This is a genomic window from Paraburkholderia sp. UCT70 (assembly GCF_050434085.1).
In the GTDB taxonomy this organism is placed as follows: Bacteria; Pseudomonadota; Gammaproteobacteria; order Burkholderiales; family Burkholderiaceae; genus Paraburkholderia; species Paraburkholderia tuberum.
Genome location: NZ_JBNPVZ010000004.1, coordinates 3,532,571 through 3,549,677, shown reverse-complemented (window position 1 = coordinate 3,549,677; position 17,107 = coordinate 3,532,571). Strand labels below are relative to the sequence as shown.

14 protein-coding genes and 1 pseudogene are annotated in these 17,107 nt (G+C 65.5%); 3 read left to right on the top strand and 12 right to left on the bottom strand.

From position 1 onward, the window contains the following. Positions 1-213: 213 nt before the first annotated feature. The 4 genes from gshB to OKW41_RS42085 all read right to left on the bottom strand — a co-directional run bounded on the left by gshB (position 214) and on the right by OKW41_RS42085 (position 4,710). Positions 214-1,170 (bottom strand): glutathione synthase, encoded by a 957-nt coding sequence (gene gshB, locus OKW41_RS42100; RefSeq protein WP_429576093.1) that lies wholly within the window; start codon positions 1,168-1,170, stop codon positions 214-216. A gap of 104 nt (positions 1,171-1,274) precedes the next feature. After that, positions 1,275-2,564, bottom strand: coding sequence for a glutamate--cysteine ligase (gene gshA, locus OKW41_RS42095; RefSeq protein WP_018434736.1), 1,290 nt, complete (start codon positions 2,562-2,564; stop codon positions 1,275-1,277). Positions 2,565-2,816: 252 nt separating this feature from the next. After that, positions 2,817-4,325 carry an ammonium transporter gene (locus OKW41_RS42090; protein WP_429576092.1) on the bottom strand — a complete coding sequence of 503 codons (1,509 nt, stop codon included), beginning with the start codon at positions 4,323-4,325 and terminating at the stop codon, positions 2,817-2,819. Positions 4,326-4,371: 46 nt separating this feature from the next. Then, positions 4,372-4,710 (bottom strand): P-II family nitrogen regulator, encoded by a 339-nt coding sequence (locus OKW41_RS42085; RefSeq protein ID WP_013088261.1) that lies wholly within the window; start codon positions 4,708-4,710, stop codon positions 4,372-4,374. A 387-nt stretch (positions 4,711-5,097) separates the two neighbouring features. Between OKW41_RS42085 and OKW41_RS42080 the strand changes: the two genes are divergently transcribed. Both OKW41_RS42080 and OKW41_RS42075 read left to right on the top strand, forming a co-directional pair. Then, positions 5,098-5,352, top strand: a complete 255-nt coding sequence (locus OKW41_RS42080; RefSeq protein WP_026228952.1) for an accessory factor UbiK family protein — start codon at positions 5,098-5,100, stop codon at positions 5,350-5,352. A 120-nt stretch (positions 5,353-5,472) separates the two neighbouring features. Then, a complete protein-coding gene (locus OKW41_RS42075) occupies positions 5,473-7,083 on the top strand; it encodes a YifB family Mg chelatase-like AAA ATPase (RefSeq protein ID WP_429576091.1) in 1,611 nt (536 codons plus the stop codon). Between the two features lie 332 nt (positions 7,084-7,415). Here the strand turns inward: OKW41_RS42075 and OKW41_RS42070 are convergent, their stop codons facing one another. Next, on the bottom strand, positions 7,416-8,099 hold the full coding sequence (locus tag OKW41_RS42070; protein ID WP_429576090.1) for a hypothetical protein: 684 nt from the start codon (positions 8,097-8,099) through the stop codon (positions 7,416-7,418). A gap of 183 nt (positions 8,100-8,282) precedes the next feature. Between OKW41_RS42070 and OKW41_RS42065 the strand changes: the two genes are divergently transcribed. Continuing rightward, complete coding sequence (locus OKW41_RS42065) at positions 8,283-8,819, top strand: TlpA disulfide reductase family protein (RefSeq protein WP_184026536.1); 537 nt, start codon at positions 8,283-8,285, stop codon at positions 8,817-8,819. 53 nt (positions 8,820-8,872) lie between these two features. On the opposite strand, the gene OKW41_RS42060 is transcribed toward OKW41_RS42065, so the two are convergent. The 7 genes and pseudogenes from OKW41_RS42060 to OKW41_RS42030 all read right to left on the bottom strand — a co-directional run bounded on the left by OKW41_RS42060 (position 8,873) and on the right by OKW41_RS42030 (position 17,100). After that, positions 8,873-10,222 (bottom strand): sigma-54-dependent transcriptional regulator, encoded by a 1,350-nt coding sequence (locus OKW41_RS42060; RefSeq protein ID WP_429576089.1) that lies wholly within the window; start codon positions 10,220-10,222, stop codon positions 8,873-8,875. A 32-nt stretch (positions 10,223-10,254) separates the two neighbouring features. Next, positions 10,255-12,339, bottom strand: a complete 2,085-nt coding sequence (locus OKW41_RS42055) for a sensor histidine kinase (RefSeq protein WP_429576088.1) — start codon at positions 12,337-12,339, stop codon at positions 10,255-10,257. Between the two features lie 45 nt (positions 12,340-12,384). After that, positions 12,385-13,670 (bottom strand): annotated as a pseudogene (locus OKW41_RS42050) (dicarboxylate/amino acid:cation symporter). Positions 13,671-14,043: 373 nt separating this feature from the next. Next, on the bottom strand, positions 14,044-14,796 hold the full coding sequence (gene ugpQ, locus OKW41_RS42045; RefSeq protein WP_429576087.1) for a glycerophosphodiester phosphodiesterase: 753 nt from the start codon (positions 14,794-14,796) through the stop codon (positions 14,044-14,046). 111 nt (positions 14,797-14,907) lie between these two features. Continuing rightward, positions 14,908-15,915 (bottom strand): lipoyl synthase, encoded by a 1,008-nt coding sequence (gene lipA, locus OKW41_RS42040; RefSeq protein WP_429576086.1) that lies wholly within the window; start codon positions 15,913-15,915, stop codon positions 14,908-14,910. A 13-nt stretch (positions 15,916-15,928) separates the two neighbouring features. Further along, the gene (gene lipB, locus OKW41_RS42035) at positions 15,929-16,654 is read right to left on the bottom strand and encodes a lipoyl(octanoyl) transferase LipB (protein ID WP_429576085.1); all 726 of its coding nucleotides are present in this window, start codon (positions 16,652-16,654) and stop codon (positions 15,929-15,931) included. Between the two features lie 119 nt (positions 16,655-16,773). After that, entirely contained in the window at positions 16,774-17,100 is a 327-nt protein-coding gene (locus OKW41_RS42030; protein ID WP_184002639.1) for a DUF2917 domain-containing protein, read from the bottom strand. Between the last annotated feature and the right edge of the window lie 7 nt (positions 17,101-17,107).

Below are 17,107 nucleotides of genomic sequence, written 5' to 3'. Positions count from 1 at the left end.
GTGGACCGGGACTCGAGCCCGGTTCGCCATCGCCGCGGACCGGCCGTGGGTCGCGAGGGCGGGAATGCATCGCCGGGCGAGCGGGCATTGTAGCAGCCTCATTTTCGCGCCAATCCCGACGCCACGCCTGATGCGGATTTACTACACAGATTGGGGGTGCAGCCGGGCAATCAAGGCCACTGCGTCGGCGCGCCACGCGAGCGCCACCACGCGTCAGCCGACCCCGCGCTCCAGCGCGTCGACGAACATCGCGGCGACGTCGAAGCCGGTCTGGTCCATGATCTCGCGGAAACACGTCGGGCTCGTGACGTTGACTTCGGTGAGCCAGTCGCCGATCGCATCGAGTCCGACCAGCAGCAGGCCGCGCGCCGCCAGCACCGGCGCGAGCGTATCGGCGATCTTGCGATCCTGCTCGCTGAGCGGCCGCGCGACGCCCAGTCCGCCGGCCGCCAGATTGCCGCGCACCTCATTACCCTGAGGAATGCGAGCGAGCGAGTAAGGCACCACTTCGCCGCCGATCAGCAGGATGCGCTTGTCACCTTCCTTGATCTCGGGGATGAATTTCTGCGCCATCACCGAGCGCGCGCCGTCGTGACTCAGCATTTCGACGATCGAGCCGAGGTTCATGCCGTCCGCCTTCACGCGGAATACGCCCATGCCGCCCATGCCGTCGAGCGGCTTCAGGATCACGTCGCCGTGCTGTTCGTGGAACGCGCGCAGACGCGCCGGGTCGCGAGTGACCAGCGTCGGCGCGACGAACTGCGCGAACTCGCCGATTGCGAGCTTCTCCGAATGATCGCGGATCGCCTGCGGTTTGTTGAAGATGCGCGCGCCGCCACGCTCGGCCAGTTCGAGAAGCCACGTCGACGTCACGTATTCCATGTCGAACGGCGGGTCCTTGCGCATCACGACCGCACCGAAGCTCGCGAGCGCGCGCGGCGTGGCGGCATCGGCGGCGAACCAGACATGACGATGCAGATCCGTGGTATCGCCGACGATCGCAATGCGCTGCACGTTCGCCTCGACATCGCCGCCCGTCCACGCCAGATGCTTCGGCTCGCAGGTGTACACCGTGTGACCGCGCCGCGCCGCTTCGGCCATCATCGCGTAGGTCGTGTCTTTGTAGATCTTGAAATGGCTGAGCGGATCGGCGATGAAAAGAATGTCCATGAAAGTCCCGGTGCGCCCTGAGGGGCGTGACATTGTTCGTCAATATAGTCTTTGAAGACGGCGATGGCGGCACGCATGCCGCCATCCTGCCCGCGCGAGGTGGCTTAGACCTGGATCGCTTCAGGATCGGTCTTTTCGAGTTCGACCGATGCGGCCAGCAACCCGAGCCGCGCCACGACGCCATACATATAGAAGCGGTTCGGCGGCGCCGCGCCGGGCTTCGCGTGCGCATCGGGCAGCGCCGTGTGTTCGAAGCCGAGCGGCACGAAGTGCATGCCAGGCGCGTTCAGGTTCTGGTCGCGCTCGCGGCTGCCGTGCACGCGATAGAAGCCGCCCACCACATAGCGGTCGATCATGTAGACGACCGGCTCGGCGACTTCCTCGCCGATGCGCTCGAACGTGTAGACGCCTTCCTGCACGATCACGTCGTGCACTTCGAGGCCGTCTTTGGTCGCGGCCATGCGCGTGCGTTCGCGCTTCGTCAGCGCGGCGACTTCCGACGCGTCGTGCACGGTCATCACGCCCATGCCGTAGGTGCCCGCATCGGACTTGATCACGACATACGGTTTTTCGGAGATGCCGTACTCGCGATACTTGCGCGCGATCTTCTTCAGCACGCCGTCGATCGCATCGGCAAGGGCTTCCTCGCCTGTGCGCTGCTGGAAGTCGACGCCCTCGACGTGCGCGAAATACGGATTGATCATCCACGGATCGATCTCGACCATCTTCGCGAACTTCTTCGCGACGTCGTCATAGCATGAGAAATGCGTCGACTTGCGACGCACCGCCCAGCCCGCATGCAGCGGCGGCAGCAGGTACTGCTCGTGCAGGTTTTCGAGCACGGGCGGAATACCGCCGGACAGATCGTTGTTCAGCAGGATCGAGCACGGGTCGAAGTTCTTCAGACCAAGGCGTCGCTGCGAGCGCTCGAGCGGTTCGAGCACGAGCTTCTGGCCGTCCGACAGCGCAATCGTGACCGGGCCGTTGATGGTTTCGTCGAGCGTGCCGAAGCGTACGTTCAGACCCGCCTGGCGCATGATCGACGCAAGCCGGGCGACGTTTTCGAGGTAGAACGCGTTGCGGGTGTGACGCTCGGGAATGACGAGCAGATTCTTCGCGTCCGGGCAGATCTTTTCGATCGAGGCCATCGCGGCCTGCACCGCGAGCGGCAGCACTTCCTGCGGCAGATTGTTGAACGCGCCGGGAAACAGATTGGTGTCGACCGGCGCGAGCTTGAAGCCCGCGTTACGCAGATCGACGGAACAGTAGAACGGTGGCGTGTGCTCCTGCCATTCGAGCCGGAACCAGCGTTCGATAGCGGGCGTGGCGTCGAGGATCTTCCGCTCGAGGTCGAGCAGCGGGCCGTTTAACGCCGTAACTAGGTGCGGAACCATTGATCACTCGCAGACTGGAGAAAAAAGATTGTAGAGCAAATGCTTTGTCCATTTGGGGACGGTTTCTCCATTCGCAAGCAGACTCGAATGCATTCTCCCTATCTCGATGATAGGCGCGGAAAATCGCCGTTCGCAACCCGATCAGCAAGAAAAAAGCCCGCCAAGAAGGCGGGCGAAATTGCTGCGCTTGCTTAACCATTTTTTCTTACTGACGGGCCCGCGAGCGCGGGCGGAACCGGGACAGGTTCTCCGTTATTCGACTTTCTCGCCGTGCAGGCTCACGTCGAGGCCTTCGCGCTCCTGCTCTTCGGTCACGCGGAGGCCTATCACCATGTCGATGATCTTCAGCAGCACGAAGCTCACCACGCCGCTGTAGATCAGCGTCGTCAGCACGCCCTTCGCCTGCAGGATCACGCTGCCGTCCGAGCCGCCGATGTCCTTGACCGCGAACACGCCGGTCAGCAGCGCACCGATGATCCCGCCGATGCAGTGCACGCCGAACGCGTCGAGCGAATCGTCGTACCCGAACTTGTGCTTGAGCCACGTGGCCGCCCAGAAGCAGACCACACCCGCGACGATACCGATCACGAGCGCGCCGACCGTGCCGACGAAGCCCGACGCCGGCGTAATCGCCACCAGACCCGCGACCGCGCCCGACACGATACCGAGCACCGACGGCTTACCCTTGGCCGCCCATTCGGCGAACATCCACGCAAGCGCCGCCGCGGCGGTCGCCACCTGCGTCGCGAACATCGCGAAGCCGGCACGGCCGTCCGCTGCCACGGCCGAACCCGCGTTGAAGCCGAACCAGCCGACCCACAGCATCGCGCCACCGATCAGCGTGAGCGTCAGGTTGTGCGGCGCCATCGCTTCCTTGCCATAACCGACGCGCTTGCCGAGCACCAGACAGCAGACCAGACCCGCGATACCGGCGTTGATGTGCACCACCGTGCCGCCCGCGAAGTCGAGGATGCCCGCGCTAGCCAGCCAGCCGCTCGGCTCCCACACCATGTGCGCGATCGGCGAGTAGACGATGATCGACCACAGCGTCATGAACACCAGCATCGCCGAGAACTTCATGCGGTCCGCGAACGCACCGGTGATCAGCGCCGGCGTGATGATCGCGAAGGTCATCTGATAGACGAAGTAGACCGTCTCGGGGATCGTCGGCGCGAGGTGGCTGACGGTCAGCATCGTGGCCTTGTCGCCCTTGATGTAGTTCATGCCCGTCATGAACACGCGCGAGAAGCCGCCGATGAACGAGCCGCCCGGCGTGAACGCGAGGCTGTAGCCCACCACGGTCCAGACGATCGTCACGACACAGGTGATCGCGAAGCTTTGCATCAGCGTCGCGAGCACGTTCTTCTTGCGGACCATGCCGCCGTAGAACAGCGCGAGACCCGGGATCGTCATGAACAGCACCAGCGCGGTGGAGGTCAGCATCCATGCGGTGTCGCCGGAGTTGATCTTCGATGAATCGACCGAGAACGGTGCGGTTGGGGCGGCCGGTGCGGCGGCGGCGGTGGCCGATGCATCGGCGGCGGCCGGTGCGCTTGCGGCCGGCGCGGCGGACGCATCGGCGGCGGGAGCCGAGGCCGCCGGGGCAGCGGCTGCGGCGGAGGCGTCCGGTGCGGGCGCGCTCGCCGTCGTATCGGGAGCGGAGGCGGCTGCGGGAGCGGACGCATCGTCCGCGAGGGCGGTGCCGACACCGCTCGCGAGCAGCGAGCCGGCTATCAGCAGGGACATCATTAGTTTGCGCATCTTGGTTTTCCTCTTATCGCTATCCGTGTCGCTATGTTCTGGTCTTTTACAGTGCGTCCGCGCCGGTCTCGCCGGTGCGGATCCGAACCACCTGCTCGATCGGCGTGACGAAGATCTTGCCGTCGCCGATCTTGCCGGTACGCGCGGCGCGCTCGAGCGCCTCGATCGCCTGATCGACGATGTCGTCCGATACCGCCGCTTCGATCTTCACCTTCGGCAGAAAGTCGACGACGTATTCGGCGCCCCGATACAGCTCGGTGTGGCCCTTCTGCCGTCCGAAGCCTTTGACTTCGGTCACCGTGATGCCCGACACGCCGATCGCCGACAGGGCTTCGCGCGCTTCATCCAGCTTGAACGGCTTGATGATTGCGGTAATGAGTTTCATGAAATCCTCCTAGTTGTTGCTGATCCGTTGTGCCCCGTGGCGTACCCGTGACGGCGGTCTCCTGCGCTACCGGAAAAGTGCCCTGGCAGTGCGCGCGCGGGGCAGTAACAGCAACTCCTATGCCATGTTGTGTCGGAGCGCGCCTCGCGCGCGTGGCGCAGCGCGCGCCAGCGGCCTTGTCCGAACGGCCAGCGGCGCGGCGGGCGGTGGCGCGGCGGGGGGATCGTTGCTAGAGTGTTCGAACGTTCTGAACGCGAGGGCGCGCACCAAACACGCTCACGCGGCCGCGGCAACCAATACGTCGCGCGCACCAGGATCGCCCGTTCGCCGTAACGGGGCACGGGCGCAATGAAACATGCACATTTTTTGTGCACCAAGGGGAACACGATGAAACAACCGAACGACGTTTTTAACGACTTCCAGGCTCGCGTCAGCGATCTGTTCAAGAATTCGCCGGCCAAGGATGTCGAACGCAACGTCAAGGCAATGCTGTCGCAGGGCTTCTCGAAGCTCGATCTGGTCACGCGCGAGGAATTCGATACGCAGACCCAGGTGCTCGTGCGTACGCGCGCGCGCCTCGAAGAACTCGAGCGCCGCGTCGCCGAGCTCGAACAGAAATTGCCGCTCACGCAGACGCCGTAAGCGCTGCTCGCAGCCTTCGCGCTGCGCAGTGCCGCACATCACAGGCAAGCGGGCCGTGACGTCATCAGCGTTTTAGGGGATTTGCGCGCGATATGAGCGCGCTGTCCGACGGGAGAGAATATGTCGCTTGCCGTGGTGCGCAGCCGCGCGCCGGCCACTGGCCGTGCGCCCGAAGTGACCGTCGAGGTTCACCTCGCCAATGGACTGCCGTCCTTTTCGATCGTCGGCCTGCCCGACCTGGAAGTGCGTGAGAGCCGCGAACGCGTGCGCGCGGCGCTGCAGAACTGCGGTTTCGATTTTCCAGTCCGCCGCATCACCGTCAACCTCGCGCCCGCCGATCTACCGAAAGAATCCGGTCGTTTCGATCTGCCAATCGCGCTCGGCATCCTCGCCGCAAGCGGACAGATTCCTGCCGAATCGCTGCTCCATCGCGAGTTTGCCGGCGAGCTGTCGCTGACCGGCGCGCTGCGACCGATGCGCGGCGCGTTCGCGATGGCCTGCGGCACCGCGCGCGGCGCTCTGGCGAACGCCGGCGATGCCGACGCCTCATCTGAAGCGCGTTCTGCGTTGCCCGCCCTCCTCGATCAACTAGCCGCACCGGCCTTCCGTACCCCACAGCTTTACCTGCCGGCCGCGAGCGCGGCGGAAGCGGCGCTCGTGCCCGGCGTCGACGTGTTCGGCGCCGCCGATCTGCCGTCGCTATGCGCGCATCTCGCAGGCTCGCCGGACGCGCGTCTTAGTCCGGTCGTCGCGCCCGAGCACAACGAGCACGCCACCGCCCCGGCGCCGGACATGGCCGACGTGATTGGCCAGCGCGCCGCTCGGCGCGCCCTCGAAGTCGCGGCGGCCGGCGGCCATCACGTGCTGCTGATCGGACCGCCCGGCGCCGGCAAGTCGATGCTCGCGGCACGCCTTCCCAGCTTGCTGCCGCCCATGACCGACGACGAAGCGCTCGCCTCCGCCGCGCTACTGTCCGCGAGCCGCATCGGCTTCAAGCCGTCGCAGTGGCGTCAGCGGCCGTTTCGCGCGCCGCACCATTCGTCGAGCGCGGCAGCGCTGGTCGGCGGACGCAATCCGCCGCAGCCTGGCGAGATCACGCTCGCGCATCTGGGCGTGCTCTTTCTGGACGAGCTTCCCGAATTCGATCGCGTGGTGCTCGAAACGCTGCGTGAGCCGCTCGAAGCTGGCCGCATCACGATCTCGCGCGCCGCCTGGCAAGCGGATTTCCCCGCCGCCTGCCAACTGATCGCCGCAATGAACCCGTGCCCGTGCGGCTGGCGCGGCGATCCGGGCGGGCGCTGCCGCTGTACGCCTGAAGTTGCGGCGCGCTATTTGCGTAAATTGTCGGGACCGCTGCTCGACCGCATCGACATCCAGCTCGAAATTCCAGCACTGACCGCCGCCGAACTCGCGGCACGCGCCGCCACCACCGGCGAAGCAAGCGTCGCGATCGCACAGCGCGTGAGCGCTGCGCGCGAGCGGCAACTGGCCCGGCAAGGCAAGACCAACCGCGAGCTGGACGGACGCGAAGTCGACGATGTATGCCGCCCGGACGCAGCGGGCGAGGCGCTGCTGCGCGAAGCCGGCGAGCGCTTTGGCTGGTCGGCGCGGGCGTACTACCGGGTGTTGAAGGTCGCGCGCACCGTCGCGGACCTGGCTGGCGCGGCGATGCCGAGCGCCGCGCAGATCGCCGAGGCAATCCAATACCGCCGCGCTTTTGGCTCGTTATGAGGAGAAAAAACGACTGTCAAGACTTGACTTATTCACACACGCGCGATCCTGTTAGATTTTGATACAACTCAAAAGCGCGCGGACGAGCATCTCGCTAAGCCATTGATTTCAATGTATTTTTTTAAATGCCCTACGCCTGTGGAATTTGCCGGAAGGCCCGCCTGATGGGCTTTTGCGGCCATTGATGCCGACTTCTCAACAGAGTTATCCACAGGCTGTGCGCGTAACCCAAAAATCTCAACGTAAACCGGCAATTAGCGTACAAACCTGCGAAGGAACTTTCACTGCGTTCGGCACTCTGAGGTGCGCCCGATCGGCCAAAAATACCGCATTTAGTACAGCTGGAACGACGAAAAAAACTGGTCGACCTGGTCTTGCGGCAGCGGTTGATCGGCGATGATCGCCGCCTGGTACACGTGCCGGCCGCGCGCGACGAGCCGCGCATACACCGTGCGCGTCTCGTGTTTGGCGCCCGCCGCGCCGCTCACCGTCATTTCCAGCCCCGGTATCTTGCCGCCCGCCGCCAGTGGGATTTGCGCTGAGTGAGCATCGGGCGTCGCGCCGACATTGCGCGCCAGTCCCGCGCGCAGGAAATCGAGTGCGGCACGCTGGGTCGCGTCGCTGTCGTCGGGCAGCATCACGGTGCCGACCGCAAAGACCGCATTGCCCGCTTCGGCGGTCTGCATTGCCATCTGCATCGGTGTGCCGCCGATCTGCACCGCGCGCTGATCGTTGCCCGGCTTGGCTGGGAAGTCGACCGTGTAGCCCTTGTCGTTGTTCATCACGGTGCGCCAGTCGAAGGTCGGTGAGCAGGCGCTGAGCGCAACGCCGAGCGCCAACGCGGCCGACGCCGCGCCGATCACGGTTCGAGCGTGACAGGATCGCGTGAATGCGCGGAGAAATAGGCCCGCCGGTTGGAAGACGCCCGCACGGCGGGCGGACAATCGGCTGATCAACGGAAAACGGCAAGAAACGCGGGCAACTAAAGAGCAGACGCGAAGAACGGTTCGGAGCATGGGACGAAAGATCGGGCTTCTCGGAGCGTAAAGCGCCATTATCCGCTGATCGACTGCCGGGCCGACGCGCGGAGCGCAGCCGAACCCATTGGAGCTACAATGGAAAAGCTTTTCAGTACCGGCCCGCGGGCCACCACACCGCCCCATTGTTCCGCGCCGCGCGCGACTCACGAGGTTCCGTCCATGAGTTCCAATTCACCGACCGCCGTCCGGCGCACGAACCCGCTTCGCTATCTGATTGCGGTGGCCGTGGCCATTGCGCTCGCCGTCGCCGGTTACTTCGCGTTTGCCGGCCAGCAGCGCGTACCCGATGCGACCTTCACGCTGCTATCGGGACAGAAGCTCACGACCGCGGACCTCAAAGGCAAGGTTTATCTGGTCAACTTCTGGGCAACGAGTTGCGACACCTGCATGAAGGAAATGCCGCAGATGGTCGAGACCTATAACCGCTTCAAGGGCCAGGGCCTCGAATTCGTCGCGGTGGCAATGAACTACGACGCGCCGATGTACGTGACCAATTACACGCAGACGCGTCAGCTGCCGTTCAAGGTCGCGATGGACGACGGCTCGGCCGCCAAGCGGTTCGGCAACGTGCAGCTCACGCCGACCACCTTCGTCGTCGATAAAGACGGCAAGATCCTGAAGCGCTATGTCGGCGAGCCGCAGTTCGCGGAACTCGACCAGTTGCTCGCGAAAGCGCTGAAGGCTGGCGCGGCTTAAGCCGGCACAACCCCACGCGCCGGCGCAACCTCCCGCCGCCGGCGTCCGCCTCCTCACCGCTCCCCTTCCCCTTTGGCCGCAAGGCCATATCGCTTGATCTTCTCGTAGAGCGTCGCCTTGCCGAGCTGCAGCCGGTCCGCCGCGACCGCGACCACACCCCCCGCCTCCTCCAACGCCTCGGCGATCATCGCGCGCTCGAACTGCTCGACACGTTCCTTCAGCGGATGGGTAGCCCCGCCGTCTTCGCCGAACGACAGCACCGGTTCGTCGGCGATGCCGAGCACGAAGCGGTCGGCGGCATTACGCAGCTCGCGCACGTTGCCCGGCCAGTCTCGCTGCATCAGACTCGCACGTTGGCGATCGGTGAGCATCGGCGCCGGCCGCTGATAACGGACGGCAGCATCGAGCAGGAAATGCTCGAACAGCGGCACGATGTCCTCGCGACGCTCGCTCAAAGGCGGCAGCGCGATCGTCACCACGTTGAGCCGGTACAGCAGATCGCGCCGGAACGAGCCATCCGCGACGTGCTCGGCCATGTCGCCTTTTGCAGCCGCGACCACGCGGCAATTGACGCGAATCGGCTGATTCGAGCCGAGCCGTTCCAGCACGCCGTCCTGCAGCACGCGCAGCAGCTTGACCTGCAGCGCGAGCGGCATGCTCTCGATCTCGTCGAGAAACAGCGTGCCGCCCGACGCATGTTCGAGCTTGCCGATCCGCCGTTTGGCCGCGCCGGTGAACGCGCCCGGCTCGTAGCCGAACATCTCCGATTCGAACATCGGCTCGGGCAGCGCGCCGCAGTTCACTGCGATGAACGGCTTGTCACGCCGCGGCGACAGCTCGTGCAGGCTGCGCGCGATCAGCTCCTTGCCCGCGCCGGTATCACCGTTGATCAGGACGGACGCATCGGTCGGCGCGACGTTGGCGATCAGCCGCCGCACCTGCTCGATCGCCGGACTGCGGCCGATGATGCGCGGGGCGACCGCGTTCTGCCCGGCCAGCTCACGGCGCAGCGCGAGGTTTTCGAGCACGAGCTTGCGGCGCTCCAGCGCGCGCCGCACGGTTTCGATCAGCCGCTCGGACGCGAACGGCTTTTCGATGAAGTCGTAGGCACCGTCGCGCATCGCCTGCACGGCCATCGAGATATCGCCGTGGCCGGTGACCAGAATCACCGGCACGTCGGGCGCGCGCTCGTGGCACTGCGCGAGCAGGTCGAGACCGCTCGCGCCGGGCAGCCGGATATCGCTGACGATCACGCCGGAGAAGTCCGCGCTGATCAGCTTCGCCGCGGCCTCGACCGACGCATGGCCGACCACGTCGAAGCCCGCCAGTTGCAGGCTCTGCACGCTCGCGCGGCGCACCAGTTCCTCGTCTTCGATATACAGCACTTGCAGGCCGTCTTGCATTGCGTGTTCCGGGGTGATGCTTCGGGGTGAAATCAGGAGCCCGCGGTCAGCGGATCGTGCGAGGGGCTGGTCTGCACGCGCGCGCGACGCAGCGTCAACACGAATGATGCGCCACCGTGCGGCGCGTTGCGCGCGACGAGCGAGCCGCCGCAATCGCGCGCGATCGACGATGAAATCGCGAGGCCAAGGCCGAGCCCCTGGCCCATTTCCTTCGTCGTGAAAAACGGTTCGAACAGGTGCGGCAACACGTCGTCGGGAATGCCGGGGCCGTTGTCGCCGACCGCGATCGACAGGTTCGCGACGCCGGCCGCCACCTCGACCGTGATACGCGGCGGGTTGATGCCGGCGGTTGCGTCGAGCGCGTTGCCGAGCAGGTTGATCAGCACCTGTTCGAGCCGCAGATCGTCGCAATTCGCGACCAGCTCCGGATGATCGTCGGCGAGATTCAGCGGCGTGCGCGCGCTGCCTGCCGCAGCGGCGGCGTCGGTGTCGGTGTCGGTGTCGGTGTCGGTGTCGGCCGCGGTATCGATCAGCACGAACTCGAGTTCGACGCCCTGCAGGCGCTTTTGCAGCAACGCGACGACGTTGCGCAGGGCCCGCACGATCGACGCGCGCGCGCTGCGCGGCCGCGCGCGGCCGACGAACAGCTTCAGCTGGTTCGTGATCTTGCCCATGCGCTCGGTGAGCGCCGCGATCGCTTCGAGATTCTCGCGCGCCGATGCCTGATCGCCGCGTTCGAGCAACACGCGCGTGTTATCGGAAAAACTGCGCAGCGCGGCGAGCGGCTGGTTCAGCTCATGCGTGATGCCGGCCGCCATCTGACCGAGCGCGGCCAGCTTGCTCGCCTGGATCAGTTCGTCTTGTGCGGCGCGCAGTTCCTGCTCGGCGCGTGTACGCTCGGCGACTTCCTTGTGCAACTGCTCGTTCGCCTCGGACAGATCGGCGGTGCGCTCGGCGACGCGCTGGTTCAGCTCGGCATAGGCCTTCTGCAGCAGCGCGCGGCTGCGCATCATTTCGCGCACACGCGCGCGCCGCATGCGCCAGTAGAACGCGAGCAGCACCAGCGACACATAGCCGAAGCCGGTGACGATGGTCGCCTTGCGCGCGTCGGCATCGACCGGATCGACTGGCGACATCGTGATCAGATGCCAGTCCGGCTCGCCCATGGCGTGACGTGACGCGAGGAAGCGCGGCGCGGAGCGCCCGCCGCCGATGCGCAGGATCTGCGCATTGCCTTCGAGCATGCGCTCGACCGTCACCGGTAGCGGCTCGATCGGCTGCTGTGCGTACTGGCGAGCCTGGTAGATCGAATCGGCGATCTGGCCGGGCAGCGGCCGAATCGTGTGGTACTTCCATGCCGGCACCGACGACAGGAAGATCACGCCATGATCGTCGGTGACGACGAGCGGCTCGGACGCGTCCACGCCCTGAAACCATTCGAGATCGAGCTTGACGACTGCCACACCGACGATCTTGCCGTCGCGCCGCACCGGCTGCGAGATGTAGTAGCCGGGCGCCTGCGAAATCGTGCCGATGCCGAAGAAGCGGCCGACGCCGCCTTTCATTGCATCGACGAAATACGGCCGGAACTGATAGCCCGCGCCGACGAAGCTGCCCGGCCCGCGCCAGTTGCTGGCGGCGATGCAGTAGCCGTCGAGCGAAATGATGTAGGTGACCGTCGCGCGCGCGTGGCGGTTCAGGTCTTCGAGATAGACATTCGCGCGCTTGACGTTGGCGGGATTCGGATCGATCAGCACGTCCTGCACGATCGGATGCTCGGCGAGCAGATACGGCAGCGATTCGTAGCGTTCGAGCGTGCTCTTGAGGGCGCTCGCGGTGCGCTCGGCGCGCACGGCGGCGTTGCGCCGCAGCGTGTCGACACCGCTTTTCCACGCAAGGCTGTAGGTGAGCCAGCATGCCGCCGCGAGCCCGGCTGCGAGCGCGAAGAGAATCAGCAGGCGGCGGGTCACGTTGGCAAAGTCCGATCGATGTGCATCGGACATTGTGGCATAGGGCGGCAAGGCGTCGCCGCCAGACGAGTCGCGGGCTGGGCCGCGATTTTTGCCGGCGGTCTCGCCGGCAGACGCCTCGGAAGGTCGCGCGGACGCCGGTTTCATGCTCAAGCGTCCGCGCTGGTCACGACAGGGTTGGCGAGGCGCGACTCAAACGCCGGCCGGCTCTTTGACCGCCACCTCGCCGCGCAGCACCTTGTTCAGCTTGCTGCGATCGAGCTCCTTTTCCCAGGCCGACACGACGACCGTCGCGACACCGTTGCCGACGATGTTCGTCAGCGCGCGGCACTCGCTCATGAAGCGGTCGATGCCAAGGATCAGCACCATGCCCGACAGCGGAATCGTCGGCACCACGGCCAGCGTCGCCGCGAGCGTGATGAAGCCCGCGCCGGTCACGCCGCTCGCACCCTTCGAGGTCAGCATCGTCACCGCGAGCAGCGTCAGCTGCTGGCCCCACGTGAGGTCGGTGTTGGTCGCCTGAGCGATGAACAGCACCGCCCCATCGTCATGTAGATGTTGGTGCCGTCGAGGTTGAACGAGTAGCCGGTCGGCACCACGAGGCCCACCACCGAGCGCGAGCAGCCGAGCTTTTCGAGTTTCAGCATCAACTGCGGCAGCGCGGCTTCGGACGAGCTCGTGCCGAGCACGATCAGCATCTCTTCCTTGATGTATGCGACGAAACGCAGGATGTTGAAGCCCACCGCCCGCGCGATCGCGCCGAGCACGACCACCACGAACACGATCGAGGTCAGATAGAACGTGCCGACCAGCTTGAGCATCGGCAGCAGCGAGCCGATGCCGTACTTGCCGATCGTGAAGGCCATCGCGCCGAACGCGCCGATCGGCGCGAGCTTCGTGATGATGCGCACCATGCCGAACAGGATGTGCGAGAGCCCTTCGATGAAGTTGGTCACCGGCTTGCCCTTCTCACCGGCCGTCGCGAGCACGGCGCCGAACAGCAGCGCGATCAACAGGATCTGCAGGATCTCACCCTGCGCGAACGCCGACGACAGCGTGTCCGGAATGATGTGCATGAAGAAGTCGACCGTCGACTGGCCGTGCGCCTTCGCGGCATACGACGCAACCGCGCGGCCATCGAGCGAGGCCGGATCGACGTTGAAGCCGGCGCCGGGTCGCAGCAGGTGCGTGGCGGCGAGGCCGAGCACCAGCGCGAAGGTTGAGACGATTTCGAAGTACAACAGCGCCTTGCCGCCGACGCGTCCAACCTTCTTCATGTCCTCCATGCCGGCGATGCCCGTCACGACCGTGCAGAAGATGATCGGCCCGATCACCATCTTGATCAGCTTGATGAAGCCATCGCCGAGCGGCTTCATGTCGATGGCGAGGTTCGGGTAGAAATGCCCGAGTACGATGCCGACGATGATCGCCACGATCACCTGGACGTACAGCACTTTATGGATAGGTTTCTTCACGATGGTTCCTGCGAGGGATATGAGCTGATGACCCGCCGCGACGCGCGACACGCGAACGAAACGTCGTCGCGCGGGCGCACGTTAGCGGACCGCTGCAAAGACGACGAATTCAGAAATACCGGGAAGGGAAATCGGACATTTTGTCTCCTTGCTTTTTTGTCGGGCCGTGGCGGCCACGCGCTTTCTTTTGCAAGGTCGATGCCAGTTTGATTTCAGACTGGAAGCCTTGATTTTTATGGGTTTTCCGGCACAGCTCGGCGTGCGCCGTCCGGGTTTCCGGAAATCCGGACGAGCGCTGTCGGGGAATCCGGAATTCGGTGCGCGCGCGTTTGCGGGGAAACCCGCAGGGGTTTGTACGGAGCTTGCGAGCGCAACGTCACGTCAACAGATCGATCCGGTCCGTGCAGATCATGTCGACGCCCCATTCTTCGAGCAACCGCGCGCGCGCCGGATCGTTCACCGTGTAGGCGAGCACGCGCAGCCCGGCCGCGCGGATCTGCGCGACCAGCGGTTCGCTCAGATAGCGGTGGCTCGCGTGCAGCGAGACGCAGTCGAGTTCGTGCACGATGCGCAGCCAGTCCGCCGGCACCCGCTCGAACAGCATGCCGCGCGGCAGCGACGGCGCGGCATCGCGCGCGACGGCGAGCGCGTCGAACGAAAACGACGACAACAGCGGCGGCGTCTGCCCTTGCCAAAGCTCGAGCGCGCCTTGGGCGACCAGTGCGCCGGTGATGACTTCGCGGCCCGGACACGGCTTGATCTCGATGTTCGCCGCGATGCCGTCGCGCGCGCAACGCTCGGCCGCGTCAGCCAGCGTCGGCAGCCGCGTGCCGGCGAACTCCGCGCCGCGCCACGCGCCGGCATCCAGAGCGGCGAGTTGCTGCCATGTGTGCGTGGCCGCCTGCCCGTGGCCGTTGGTCGTGCGATCGAGCGTGTCGTCATGCAGCAGGAACAGCGCGTTGTCGGCGGACAGCTTCGCGTCGAATTCGACCATGCGATAGCCGTAGCGCACGCAGGCGTCGAAACCGGCCAAGGTGTTTTCCGGCGCGAGCGTACCGCCGCAGCGGTGCGCGATCAGCCGCGGATAAGGCCATTGTGCGGAGGTCTCGCGATCCATCGGGGTTGCCACGTGTCGTTTCCTTGCTGATAGAAGAGCGGTCTATGAAAAAAGCCCGCACATCGGCGGGCTTTTCGTTTCTGCGGGCGTGAAGCGAGGCAACAGCGGCGAGGCGCCAGCGCGTCAGACCACGCCGGCTCCATGCGCCTGCACGTCGGCGTGATAGCTCGAACGAACCATCGCGCCCACTGCGGCGTGCGTGAAGCCCATCTTGTACGCCTCTTCCTCGTACATCTTGAAGGTGTCCGGATTCACGTAAGCGCGGACCGGCAGATGGTGCTCCGACGGCTGCAGGTACTGGCCGATCGTCAGCATGTCGACGTCGTGCTCGCGCAGATCGCGCATCACTTGCAGGATTTCCTCTTCGGTTTCGCCGAGGCCGACCATCAGGCCGGACTTGGTCGCGACGTGCGGATGCAGCGCCTTGAAGTCCTTCAGCAGCTTCAGCGAATGCGCGTAATCCGACCCCGGGCGCGCTTCCTTGTACAGACGCGGCACCGTTTCGAGGTTGTGGTTCATCACGTCGGGCGGCGCGGCGTTCAGGATGCCGAGCGCGCGGTCGAGGCGGCCACGAAAGTCCGGCGTCAGGATTTCGATACGCGTTTGCGGCGACAGCTCGCGCGTCTGACGGATACATTCGACGAAGTGCGCCGCGCCACCGTCGCGCAGATCATCACGGTCGACGCTGGTGATCACCACGTACTTCAACTTCAGCGCAGCGATGGTGCGCGCGAGGTTGGTCGGTTCGTCGGCGTCGAGCGGGTCGGGACGGCCGTGGCCGACATCGCAGAACGGGCAGCGGCGCGTGCACTTGTCGCCCATGATCATGAAGGTCGCGGTGCCCTTGCCGAAACATTCGCCGATGTTCGGGCAGCTCGCCTCTTCACACACCGTGTGAAGATTGTGCTCGCGCAGGATCTGCTTGATCTCGTAGAAGCGCGAATTGCCGGTGGCCGCCTTGACGCGGATCCAGTCCGGTTTCTTCAGCTTTTCGATCGGGACGACCTTGATCGGGATGCGCGCGGTCTTGGCTTGCGCTTTCTGCTTCGCGGTAGCGTCGTAGGCGGCGGGGGCCGGCACGCCTTCGGGCGCGGGGGCGGCTGCTGCGGAATTCGCGGTTACGTCAGTCATTCGTTCGATCCAGTCAGGCGGTGAGCGCACCGGCCTGCGGTTGGGCGACGGCTGCGGGATTGCCGTCGAGGTTTGCGGTGAGACTTGCTGCGAGGGTACGGGCCACGTCGTCCCAGCCGGCGGCGACGCCGAGCGTCGCCATGTCGACTGTTTCGAGCCCCGCGTAGCCGCATGGATTGATCGCGAGAAACGGCCGCAGGTCCATGTGCACATTCAGACTCACGCCGTGATAGCTGCAGCCGTTGCGGATTTTCAGGCCAAGCGCCGCGATCTTGGCGCCGGCATGGAGCCCGGCGTCGGGCCCGGGCGCCACGTAGATGCCGGGGGCGCCCGCCTTGCGTTCTCCGGCGAGATTATACGCCGCGAGGGTGTCGATCACGGCCTGCTCGATCCGGGTGACCAGCTCGCGCACCATCAGCTTGCGCCGACGCAGGTCGAGCAGCAGATATGCGACCACCTGGCCGGGCCCGTGATACGTGATCTGCCCGCCGCGGTCGACCTTGACGAGTGGAATGTTGCTGTCTGCCGCGAGCAGGTGCGCCGGATCGCCGGCCTGGCCGAGCGTGAAGACGGGCGGATGTTCGACGAGCCAGATTTCGTCGGCGGTGTCAGCGGTGCGGGCGTCGGTGAAGGCGCGCATCGCGTCGAAACTGGCTTCGTAGAGTTCGCGGCCGAGCCAGCGCAGCATGGGCGGCTCGATGGCAGGTAGAGGAGACGGAGAGACCGGGGTGGCGCACATGATTCCGGGAGTTTACCGAAATCTCGGAAACCGCGCCCGAGGCCACCGGGAACCTGCACAGCCGGGGCCAGTACGCTGCCGGCTCCGTCGTCATGCACGGCTTTTGCGCCGCGCCACCGTCAAACGGTGCGCCAGCCGCCGCGCACACGCATCATCCAGCGCTCGCCGATGCGAGCGAGCCAGTTCAGCGCGCGCTCGTCGCAGCGCGTCGGCACCGAGAACGTAACCTTCGCGAACGTGGCGCCCTCGGCGCTGAGCCAGAGCCGCTCGCCGCGCCGCAGATGCAGCGTCTGCCCGGGCTGCAGCCAGTAGTCCTTCGTGTCGTCGCTGCGCGTGACCCACACCGCGCCGCCATGCACGCGCAACTTCGTGCTGCGCGCGACCTTCAGCGGCAGCGTGTCGCCAGTGCGGATTTCATATGCAATGCTAGAGGAGATTTCTCGCATGAGGCCC